Here is a 10,752-nt window from a genome sequence, read left to right on the forward strand (position 1 = left end):
GGCGGCCGGATCCGCCGCCGGCCGGGCGGACCCAGGGGCCGCCGACCAGCGACCCGCCGTCACCCCTACCGGAGTTGCTCGTTGATCAGCGGGCTGGTTCACACCGGGCACTCCGGTGAGCGCGTCGGGAAAGGGTGCTGCATGGCGACGTCATGTCGGCCTGCCGTGTCGGTTCCGGAGTACGTCATCACCATGGAGGAGACGCTTGAGCTCGCGCGCTCGCACCATGCCGATCATCCCCGACCCGGTCTCGCGCTGCGCCTGATCGAGAACACCGGGGTACGGACCCGCCATCTCGTGCAACCGGTCGCAGAGACGCTCGCGCACCCGGGGTTCGAGGAGCGCAACCGGCTCTACAAGGCCGAGGCCAAGGCCCGCGTGCCCCTGGTCGTACGGCGCGCGCTGGAGGACGCCGAGCTGCGCGCCGCCGAGATCGACGTGATCATCTATGGGTCCTGCACCGGGTTCATGATGCCCTCGCTCACGGCCTGGCTCATCAACACGATGGGATTGCCCTCAACCACCCGGCAGTTGCCGATCGCCCAGCTGGGCTGCGCGGCCGGCGGTGCTGCGATCAACAGGGCGCACGACTTCTGCACGGCCTACCCGGAGGCGAACGCGCTGATCGTGGCGTGCGAGTTCTGCTCGCTGTGCTATCAGCCCACCGACATCGGCATCGGATCGCTGCTGTCCAATGGCCTGTTCGGCGACGGTGTGGCCGCCGCAGTCGTCCGCGGTACGGGCGGGGTGGGCATCCGCCTGGAGCGCAACGGCTCGTACCTGGTCCCGGGGACCGAGGACTGGATCGCGTACGACGTACGCGCCACCGGCTTCCACTTCCTGCTCGACAAACGGGTGCCGGGCACCATGGAGCCGCTCGCCCCCGCGCTGCGCACCCTTGCCGTCGGACACGGCTGGGACGCGTCCGACCTCGATTTCTACATCGTGCACGCCGGGGGACCGCGGATCCTCGACGACCTGAGCAAGTTGCTGGGCGTGGCCCCCGATGCCTTCCGCTTCAGCCGGGCCACGCTCACCGAGTACGGGAACGTGGCGAGCGCCGTCGTACTGGACGCGCTGCGCCGGCTGTTCGACGAGGGCGGCGCCGCCGACCAGGCGCGCGGCCTCCTGGCCGGGTTCGGCCCGGGCATCACGGCCGAGATGGCGCTGGGCCGCTGGAGCCGTACGCCGTGACCCTGACGGAGAACGACCCCGTGACCGCGGAGACCGCGGACCCCCTGGCCACGATGGCTCAAGGCAGTGGCCTGATCGTGCCTCCCGGCGAAGGCCGTGTCCTTCGCGCCGCCGCCCAGCACGTGACGTTCAAGGTGACCGGGGCCCAGTCGCGCGTCGCATCGAGCTTCGAGGTGCTCGTGCCACCGGGCTTCGACGTCGGCGCGCACGTCCACGCGCGCAGCGAGGAACTGTTCTACGTCCTGGAGGGCGAGCTCGATGTTCTCGCCTTCGAGCCGCGGGTGCGCACCCCGGACGGCTGGCGGGAATGGCGGTCGCCGAAGGGTGAGGGCGTGGTCCGCGCCACGCCCGGGACGGTCATCCTCGTCCCGCCCGGCTGCCCCCACGCTTTCGCCAACCCCGCCGACGTCCCGGCCCGGATGTTCTTCCGGTCATCCCCTCCCCCGGACCACGAGCGCTATTTCGAGGAACTCCTGGAGATCCTGTCCGCAGACGGGCCCGTCGACCACGAGGCCATCGCCGCGCTGCGCCGCCGCTACGACATCGAGCAGCTCACCCCGCTGCGCCACGAACGGCCGGGGAGGAGCCGGTGATGCAGGACACCGCTCCCCCCGTGTACGAGGCCGCGGATCTGGTGGCGCTGGACTTCGACCCGTTCCTCCGCGAGGCACTGCGCGGCGCACCGGTCGTCCGGGTCCGGCTGCCGCACGGGACTCCTGGCGAGTGCTGGCTGGCGGCGCGGCACGACGCGGTCCGGTTCGTCACCTCCGATCCCCGGTTCAGCCGGGACATCGTCGGGCGGCCGCTGCCGAGCATGAACAGGTACCTCGTGCCGCTGGACCGGGCGGTCAGCTTCGTGGATCCCCCCGACCACACCCGGATCCGCTCCGTGGCCTCCTCGGCGTTCAGCCGCTCCGGCACGGCGGCGCTGCGTCCGCGCGCCCAGGCTGCGCTCGACGACCTGCTCGACCGCATGGTGGCGTCGGGGTCGCCCGCGGACCTCGTGCGGCAGGTGACCTCGCCGTTCCCCCTGCACGTCATCGGGGCTCTGCTGGGCGTGGCGAAACATGGCGTACGTACTCCTGACCCACGACGGCCTGATGAGCCGGCTGCGGTCGGACCGGCGGGCCGTGCCGGCGGCCGTGGAGGAGCTGCTGCGCTGGATTCCGCACAAGCACGGCGTGGGGCAGGCGCGCGTCGCCACCGAGGACGTCGAGGTGGGCGGGGTCCTGATCCGCCGGGGCGAGGCCGTGTACGTCTCGTACGTGGCGGCCAACTGGGACGAGTCGTGCTACCCCGAGCCGCACCGATCGACATCGACCGCCAGGGTCCGCCCCACCTGGCCTTCGGCTACGGCCCCCACCACTGCCCGGCACCGCTGCTGGCCCGGTTGGAGGCGGAGCTGCTCCTGACCACGCTGGTCGAGCGGCTGCCGGACCTGCGACTGGCCGTCGATCCCGGCGAGGTGGTCTGGCAGAAGGACGTGCTCATCCGCGGGCCGGTGGGGCTGCCGGTGACCTGGTAGCCCCGCCGGAGAACACCACCCTGCTGCGGCTGTTGCGGCTGGCGCGCGTGCTGCGCACCGCGCGGTTCATGCCCCAGTTGCGGATCCTGCTCGTCGCCGTGGGCCGCAGCCTCCCGGGCACGGTCAGCTTCCTGTTCGTCGGGGCGCTGATCCTCTACGTGTACGCGATGGTCGGCTGGATCTGCTTCGCCGGCCACGATCCCGCGCACTACGGATCGCTCGGTCGCGCCGCCCTGACCCTGTTCCTGCTGATGACGCTGGAAGGCCTCGGTGACGCCGTCCACGCGGGCCTCGCCGTGTCGCCCTTCAGCCGACGAGCTCCGTCTGCGCATCGCCGCGCTGCGCCACGCCCTGGCCGAGGTGGAGGCCCGCCTCGACGCCGCTCCCCGGGAGACGACCGCCCCGACGGCTCCCCGCTCCCCCGCCCCCGCCGATACGGGCAGCAGCGCCCGTCAGGGTGATCGGGCTCTGCCGCGACGCCGCCTGCTCCGAGCACGCGACGTGACGAGGGGGAGGTCCCCAGGCGTTCGGCCACGCTCTTCACGGCCGCGTTCGATTCAGGCGCTGGGGACGGGCGGTCCGGCGGTCGACGCCGACGGAACCCACCGCATCCGGTTCGTGTGCGCGTCGACGCCCAGGTCGTGGCGAGCCGGGCGGAGGATAGACGGCTGGGGCGCGGGGCGCACGTCGGGGCGGAGCGGAAGCGTCCCGACGTGCGCCCCGCGCCGTCGGTGCGCACCATGTAGGACGGGACCGCATGGCATCCGGACCGATCCCGTACCCCGAGGCCTGGCTCGACCCGCCGGGCCCTCGACAGAAAGGCGGCGCGATGAGCGGCACGCCGAGAACTGCACCGCGTACCACGCCGAGCAGCAGCAGTGGCAGGAACGACGGAAGCGCCTGGGCCTCCGGCGGCACGATGTTCGCCGGTGTCCTGTTGATCGTGAACGGCATCTTCAGCATCTTCGAAGGCATCGCGGGCATCGCCCGCGACGACGTCTACCAGAACATCGGCCACTACGTCTTCAAGTTCAACCTCACCGCCTGGGGCTGGATCCACCTGATCCTGGGCATTGTCGTCGCCGCCGTCGGTGCGGCCATCCTCAAGGGCTCGACGGTCGGCCGGGTCGTCGGTATCGCCCTGGCCGCGCTCTCGGTGATCGCGCACTTCATGTGGCTGCCCTACCATCCGGTCTGGTCGCTCATCGCCATCGCCATCGGCGTGTTCGTCATCTGGGCCCTGTGCACCGACCTCCCGGACAGGACCGGAGCGGGGTACGGGCCGGGAGCGGTGTGATGTCCGACCTGCGCGTCGCACGCGGGACGTAGCCGTCCAACAGCCGTGAAGCAGCCCCTGTGCCGGGCCCTTGCAAGGGCCCGGCACAGGGGCGCAAAGGTCTCTGGTGAGCTCGGCGGACGCTATGTAATGTCACATCGCATGACACTCTTATGGCGTACCGCCTCGGCCGCGGTCCTTCTTGCCACCGTCCTACCCTTGTCCCTCGCCGCTCCGGCCACCGCGTTCGCGGACGCCCCCGCGGAAGACGGTGCCGCTTGCCGCACCGTGCAGTCCGCGCCGCTCGACGCCGAACAGGCACGTCTCGCGGACGCGCGGACCACGGCGCTCGTCGAACGCGCGGGATTCGGCGATTTCACCCGGCGCTTCCCCGCCGCCCTGTGCAGCGCACGGGGCTCCGCCGAGGCCGGCCGGATCGCCGACGCCTGGGGCGAGGCGCTGTGGCAGGCCGCCGTACGACGCGCCCAAGGGCAGCGGCCCGGCGGCGATCTCGCCGCCGGGGACGACCGGCCGCTGTACTGGGCGCGGCTGGCCATGACGGCCGCCATCGCCCGCTGGGAGCCGGCCTTCGCCGTCGACCGCGGCGCGCTGCGCGCCCGCTTCGAGGACGCCTCCCGCGGACTCACCGCCAACGCCTTCGGGACCGCGCCCGGCGTACGGCGCGTCTTCATCAGCGGCTTCGACCCCTTCGGGCTCGACGCGGAGCTCCGCCGCGCCAACCCCTCAGGCTCCGCGGCCCTGCAGCTCAACGGCCGGCGCATCACCCTCGCCGACGGCACCCGAGCCGAGGTCCGCGCCGTCGTCCTGCCCGTGCGCTACGCCGATTTCGACGCGGGCATCGTGGAGCGGGCGTTCGCCCCGCGGATGGCCGGCGGCCCCGGCTCGGCCGACATCATCACCACCGTGAGCCAGGGGTACCCCGGCATCTTCACCCTGGAGGCCTGGGCGGGCCGGTCCCGGTCGGCCGACCCCTACCCCGACAACACCGGTTCCCTCTCGGGCGGTACCCGGGAGCACCCGGTGACCGCTCCCGGCCTCGGACAGGGACCGGAGTTCATCCGAACCACGCTCCCCGCCCAGGCGGTGACCTCCGCGGTGCAGACCCCGTACCCGGTGTTCCTGAACACCGAGGTGACCGAGATACCGGCGGGCGCGACCGGGCCGGTGGACCGGGCCGACGGGCCGACGCCGGGCTCGCGAGCCGTCGCGGGCGGCGGTGGCGGGTACCTGTCGAACGAGGTGGCCTACCGCTCCAACCGGCTGCGCGGCGAACTCGCCCCGCGCCTGCCCGGCGGACACCTGCACACACCGGTGCTCACCGGTCTGCCGGCGGACGCGCAGGTGCTCACCGGCCCGGAGTTCGAAGCAAACGAGAGCGCGATCACCGCGGAGGTCCGCGCCGTCCTCGAACACGCCGCCGCGGGGGGCTGAGGCGGGCGGGTGCGGGCCCGCACGGGCCGTACGCCCTCTGGCGGACCCGCACCCGGCTCGGGCACCATCTCCATGCCCGTCCCGCCCGCTCGCAGGAGGCAGCCCCCCATGAGATCACGCCCGGTCCTCAGCGCGCTCGCCCTCGTCCTCGGTGTCCTCTTCGCTCCCGGTGTGGGCGTCCTCGGCGGCGCCACGGACGCCCAGGCGGCCACCAAGATCAGCCATGCCGCCGCGACCTCGATGTTCCGCAGCTCCGGCATCACCTGGTCCTCGTCAGGAGGCTGCTCGGACCGCAACAACCCCGCCTGTACGTCCTTCGAGCAGCTCAACCTCGCCACGGCGCAGGGTGCACAGACCCTCAAGGGTGCCAGCGGCTGCGCGCTGAACATCACGGGCGGCACCGAGGCCGGGCACGCCGCGGGCACCTACTCGCACTGGAACGGCTACAAGCTGGACTTCAGCAAGTACACCTGTTTGGGCGGCTACATCAAGAACACCTTCACCTACATCGGGCTTCGCGGCGACGGCGCGCCGCAGTGGCGGTCCGGCGCGGGCAACGTCTACGCCGACGAAGGCAGCCACTGGGACGTGACCTTCTACAACTGCGGCGGCTGCTGACCGCGGGGCCGCCCCGGCCGGCGGCCGCGGCGGCCCCTGCCGCTCGCCCGGTCCCGGCGGCTACCAGGCCTGCATCGGCTCGCCCTCCACGAGTTCGGAGACGAATCCGTTCGGGCCCTTCGCCGGCTCGCCCAGGACCGTCACGCGGTGCATGACGCGGTCCACGTCGAGGTGGGCGAAGTCGGTGGGGGCGAAGTGGCAGGTGCTGCGGTTGTCCCAGAAGGCGATGCTGCCGGGTTCCCAGCGGAAGCGGACGGTGAACTCGGCGCTGGTCAGGTGCTGGAAGAGCAGTTCGAGCAGGTGGCGGCTCTCCAGCTCGGTGAAGCCGGTGATCCGGGTGGTCGAACCGGGGCTGACGAACAGCGCCTTCTCACCGGTCTCGGGGTGGACCCGGACCACGGGGTGGACCGCGACCTGCGGGTCCTCGCAGTAGATCTTGAGGATCTCCCGGTCGCGCGGGTCGGAGTGGCGCAGGTGGACGGCGGTGAAGAAGGCGTGCTCCGCGGTGAGCTGGTCGACGAACTCGCGCAGCGGGGCCGACAGCGCCTCGTACGCGGCGACCGTGTTGGTCCACTGGGTGTCGCCGCCGAACAGCGGGGTCCGCTCGGCCCGCAGGATCGACAGGTCCGGCGGGTTCACCGCCTGCGTGAGGTCGCTGTGCCAGCCGGCCAGCGGGGACAGCCACTTGCGGCGGTAGTGCTCCTCGAAGTCGGCGCCGTAGCGCTCCGTGTCGGCCTTCGGGTCGACGGTGAGGATCTCCGGATGGCCCTCCGGGTGCACCCCGTGCTTCTTGCCCGGGCGCCGGGTCAGTGCGCCGAAGCGCCGGCCGAAGGCGATGTGCTGGGCGTGGTCGATGTGCTGGTCGCGGAAGAAGACCACGCGGTGCGTGAGCACGGCCTGCCGGATCCGGGCCACCGTGACCTCGTCGAGCTCCTCGCGCAGGTCGACGCCGGAGATCTCGGCTCCGATCCGGCCCGCGACCTGCTGGACGGTGAAGTGGGGGGAACGCACGGTCTGGGTCACGCTTTCGCCTTTCACGAATACGGGTGGGAGAGTGCGGCGCGGCCGCGGTGCGCACCGCGGCCGCGCTGCGGGGCCGGTGCGCTACCAGGCCCAGGTGCGGGGAACGGTCACCGTGCTGCGGCCCTCGATCAGGTCCCGGTAGCCGGTGACGACCTTGCCGATGACCTCGTTGCCGCCGAGGTCGTAGGCGTGCCCGTCGATCTGCGCGACGGGGAGGATCTCGCAGGCGGTGCCACAGAGGAAGGCGCCGTCCGCCTCTGCCGCGAAGGAGGGGGCCAGGTCCCCCACGACGCACTCGATGCCCTCGCGTTCGGCGATGGCCAGCACGCAGGCCCGGGTGATGCCGTCGATCGTGCAGCGCGTGGTCGGCGTGTGCAGGGCGCCGTCCTTGGTGAAGAAGAGGTGCGCGCCGGTGGCCTCGACGAAGTTGCCCCGGTCGTCGAGGAGCAGGGCGTCGTCGTGGCCGGCGCGCAGGGCCTCGTTCTTGCTGACGGTGCCGATCATGTAGTTGCCCGCGGCCTTGCTCTTGACCGGGGCGTACTCGGGAGCCGGCCGGCGGTAGCGCCCGGTGACGAGGGAGATGCCCTTCTCCAGGGCGTCGGCCGCCGCGTAGTAGCCCTCCGGGAGCTCCCAGGCCGCAATGGAGGTGTGGACGGAGGTCTTGAGCGCGGCCGTCTGGATGATCTCCGAACCGCGCCAGGCGTTCATGCGCACGTAGCCTTCGGTGATGCCCATCGCGGCCACCACCTCGCAGGTGGCCGCGTACAGGGTCTCCTCGGTGTGGGCGAGGTCGAAGTCGAGGATGCGCGCGGAGGCGCCCAGCCGGGAGATGTGCTCGGCGAGGAGGAAGGGCTTGCCGCCGTAGACGCGGACGCCCTCGAAGATGCTGGAGGCGTAGTGCAGGCCGTGGCTGAGGACGTGGAGCTTGGCGTCGGCCCAGTCCACGAGGGCGCCGTCGTACCAGATCTTTCCGGTGCGCTGGTCGAATGGGATCACGGTGCGCCCCTCAGAGAGCGAGGTCGAAGAGCGGGTGCTGGAGGTCGCCGACGAGGGCGATGAAGCGCCGCTGGTGGTGGGTGAGGCTGCGTACCGAAACGCCGTGCAGGGCCAGGCGGTTGATGGGGTACATCACCAGGGTGTTGCTCTCGTAGGGGACGGTGGTGACCTCCTCGACGTACTCGGGGTCGATGTCGAAGCGGTTGTCGCCGTACTCGGAGGCGCTGGTGTAGAACTTGTGCGCCTCGGTCCGGTACTTGTAGAGGACGAGGTCACCGCCGACGGCGTCGTCCTCGGGCAGGCGCATGTAGAACAGGCCGCCGAAGAGCTTGTACGGCTTGTCGACGTGCGGGCCCCGGTAGGCGGAGGGCTTGCCGGTGACGGCCGAGTTGATGACGGCCGTGCAGTCCATCAGGATGTCGTGCGTCTCGAAGCCGTCCCGGTTGCGGCGGCCCACGCGCAGGTCGCGCAGCGGGCCCAGGCGGTCTTCGGCGGTCGGCAGGTTGGCCAGCAGGTCTTCCTGGAACAGGTCGAGGAACTCCTCGTAGAACGCGGGTGAGGAGTGGTAGATGACGAAGTCCTTCCAGACCTGCGCCATCGCAGGGTCGCCGAGGACGGCTTCGGACATGTAGTTGTAGCGCTCGTTCGAGGTGATCGGCTTGCCGATCCGCTCCCCGATGTACTCGGCGGTCGGCATCGACTTCGACAGGGCGTCGTAGAGCTCCTGCGGCAGCGCGTTGCGGATGACGATGTGCGGGAACGGGTCGCGGCGGATGTCGTCCTTGGTGACGCCCGCCAGGATCGAGGTCACGGCGGGGGTGGTCTCGGGCGTGTCGGTCATGGGTGGCTCTTTCTCAAAGGGTGGTGGACGGCTTGGGGTGGCGCGCGGAGAGCCAGGTCTCCAGCATCAGGAGCGACCAGAGGGCCTCGGCGGCGTGCGCCCCCGGGGTCTCGCTCTGCAGACGGAACAGGTCGTGGACGGCGTCCGGGCGCACGTACGCGTGGCAGTGGGCGCCGGGGGCGAGGAGGAGGTCGCCGATCATGTCGTGCAGGGCCTCGCCCGGCCGGATCATCGCGGCGATCGGCAGGGTGAACGGCTGCTTGGGCCGGTTCACCACGCTCTCGGGGACCCAGCGTCGGGCGGCCTCGGCCACCGGCGCCTTCACGGTGTCCCCGGCCACCTTGACGGCGGCGGGCAGCGCGTGGGCGAACCGCATCACGGACGGCTGGAGGAAGGGGATCCGTGCCTCCACCGAATGCGCCATGCTCAGGTGGTCGACCCGGCGCAGGATGTAGTACGGGAAGCGGACGGACTGGTCGTAGCGCAGCAGCGTTTCGAGCTTGCCCCGCTCCCCCGAGCGCACCAGCCGGTCCAGCTCGTCGGCGCTGCGGTCCCCGAAGTGGCCGCCGTCCGCGTGGACGCGGGCGACGTAGTCGGGGGTGTAGAGGGACTGGAGGGTCTCGGTCTGGACCGCCGCCATGGTGCCCTGGTAGGCCCGGTGCCAGCCGGTGGACCCGTCGCGGTCGGCTTTGGTGAAGCGTGCGTAGCCGGCGAAGAGCTCGTCGGCTCCGTCGCCGGTGAGCGCCACCTTGAAACCGGCCTCGTGGACGGCTTCGAACAGGGCGAAGGTGCTGAGGCTGTGCGGGGCGTTGTTGGGTTGGTCGAGGTGGCGGATGAACCGCTCCACGAGCTCCGGGAAGCCGGCCGGGTCCAGGAGCACCTGGTGGTGCTCGGTGCCGCAGTGGCGGGCGACCTCCGCGGCGTAGTGGCGTTCGTCGGCCGGCCAGTCGCCCTGGTAGGCGATGTTGAACGAGGCCACGTCGGACACCAGGTGGGCGGCCAGGGCCGTGGTGTAGCTGGAGTCGAGGCCGCCGCTGGTGATGACGCACACGGGGACGTCCGCGTCGAGCATCCGGCTCATCTCGTCGCGCAGCAGCCCGTCGAGCATCGCCCCCGCGGCGGCCACGGACGGCTCCCCGCCGGGCCAGTCGACTTCGGCCTCGGTGAGCGCCGTACGGGTCAGGGAGAGCCGGCCCGCGGCGAAGCGCAGGGCCGAACCGGGCTCCAGCGTGCGCACCCGGGTGTACACGGTGCCGGGGCCCCAGACCGCCTTGCCGCCGAGGTAGCGGTCGACGGCGAGCGGGTCGATCTCGTCGGGGAAGTCGGGGAAGCGCCGCAGGGCCTGGAGTTCGGAGGCGAAGCAGAGGCGGCGCCCGTCGGCCGAGCGGTAGTAGTAGAGGGACTTCATGCCCGCGTGGTCGGTGAACAGCTTCAGGCAGGGTTCGCCCCGGCCGTCGACCACCGCGATCGCGAACATGCCCTCCAGGCGGGAGACGAAGGCGTCGCCGTACAGCTCGTACAGCGGCAGCAGGACGTCACCGTCGCAGTCGCCCTCGAAGGAGTAGCCGTGCGCGGCGAGTTCACGGCGCAGCTGCCGGTGGTTGTAGATCTCGCCGTTGAACACGCAGTTGAGCTCGCCGCGGACGAAGGGCTGGTGCCCGTGGGCGATGCCCTGGATCGCGAGCCGGTTGTTGCCCAGCGCCCATCCGTCGCCGAGGCCGGCGGTCTGCTCGTCCGGGCCGCCCTCGCGCATCGCGTCGGCGACCGCGTCCATTACGTCGCGGCCGAAGGGCTCGCCGCCGAAGCACCCGTAGATTCGGCACATGG

At 71.6% G+C, this 10,752-nt stretch carries 10 protein-coding genes and 1 pseudogene; 7 read left to right on the forward strand and 4 right to left on the reverse strand.

Going from position 1 to position 10,752, the window contains the following annotated elements:
* The first annotated feature begins 141 nt into the window (after positions 1-141).
* The 7 genes and pseudogenes from AC0666_RS19545 to AC0666_RS19575 all read left to right on the forward strand — a co-directional run bounded on the left by AC0666_RS19545 (position 142) and on the right by AC0666_RS19575 (position 6,065).
* Positions 142-1,194, forward strand: a complete 1,053-nt coding sequence (locus AC0666_RS19545; RefSeq protein WP_478708014.1) for a type III polyketide synthase — start codon at positions 142-144, stop codon at positions 1,192-1,194.
* A gap of 53 nt (positions 1,195-1,247) precedes the next feature.
* A complete protein-coding gene (locus AC0666_RS19550) occupies positions 1,248-1,787 on the forward strand; it encodes a cupin domain-containing protein (RefSeq protein ID WP_478708095.1) in 540 nt (179 codons plus the stop codon).
* Complete coding sequence (locus AC0666_RS19555; RefSeq protein ID WP_478708015.1) at positions 1,787-2,719, forward strand: cytochrome P450 family protein; 933 nt, start codon at positions 1,787-1,789, stop codon at positions 2,717-2,719. The genes AC0666_RS19550 and AC0666_RS19555 overlap by 1 nt, the downstream gene beginning before the upstream one ends.
* An 8-nt stretch (positions 2,720-2,727) precedes the next feature.
* A pseudogene (locus AC0666_RS19560) lies at positions 2,728-3,030 on the forward strand (ion transporter); the annotation flags it as partial.
* A gap of 518 nt (positions 3,031-3,548) precedes the next feature.
* Entirely contained in the window at positions 3,549-4,016 is a 468-nt protein-coding gene (locus tag AC0666_RS19565) for a DUF7144 family membrane protein (RefSeq protein WP_478708096.1), read from the forward strand.
* 198 nt (positions 4,017-4,214) lie between these two features.
* Positions 4,215-5,447 carry a pyroglutamyl peptidase gene (locus AC0666_RS19570; protein WP_478708016.1) on the forward strand — a complete coding sequence of 411 codons (1,233 nt, stop codon included), beginning with the start codon at positions 4,215-4,217 and terminating at the stop codon, positions 5,445-5,447.
* A 108-nt stretch (positions 5,448-5,555) separates the two neighbouring features.
* Positions 5,556-6,065, forward strand: coding sequence for a hypothetical protein (locus tag AC0666_RS19575; protein ID WP_468964919.1), 510 nt, complete (start codon positions 5,556-5,558; stop codon positions 6,063-6,065).
* A gap of 60 nt (positions 6,066-6,125) precedes the next feature.
* Here AC0666_RS19575 and AC0666_RS19580 read toward each other — a convergent pair whose 3' ends face one another.
* The 4 genes from AC0666_RS19580 to asnB form a co-directional block, all read right to left on the reverse strand.
* On the reverse strand, positions 6,126-7,088 hold the full coding sequence (locus AC0666_RS19580; RefSeq protein ID WP_468964917.1) for a TauD/TfdA dioxygenase family protein: 963 nt from the start codon (positions 7,086-7,088) through the stop codon (positions 6,126-6,128).
* Positions 7,089-7,169: 81 nt separating this feature from the next.
* Positions 7,170-8,084 carry an aminotransferase class IV gene (locus AC0666_RS19585; RefSeq protein ID WP_478708017.1) on the reverse strand — a complete coding sequence of 305 codons (915 nt, stop codon included), beginning with the start codon at positions 8,082-8,084 and terminating at the stop codon, positions 7,170-7,172.
* 10 nt (positions 8,085-8,094) lie between these two features.
* On the reverse strand, positions 8,095-8,925 hold the full coding sequence (locus AC0666_RS19590; protein ID WP_478708018.1) for a hypothetical protein: 831 nt from the start codon (positions 8,923-8,925) through the stop codon (positions 8,095-8,097).
* 13 nt (positions 8,926-8,938) lie between these two features.
* Positions 8,939-10,750: an asparagine synthase (glutamine-hydrolyzing) gene (gene asnB / locus AC0666_RS19595; RefSeq protein ID WP_478708019.1), complete on the reverse strand. Its 1,812-nt coding sequence runs from the start codon at positions 10,748-10,750 to the stop codon at positions 8,939-8,941.
* Positions 10,751-10,752: the final 2 nt, after the last annotated feature.

Source organism: Streptomyces sp. NPDC043680 (assembly GCF_056436685.1).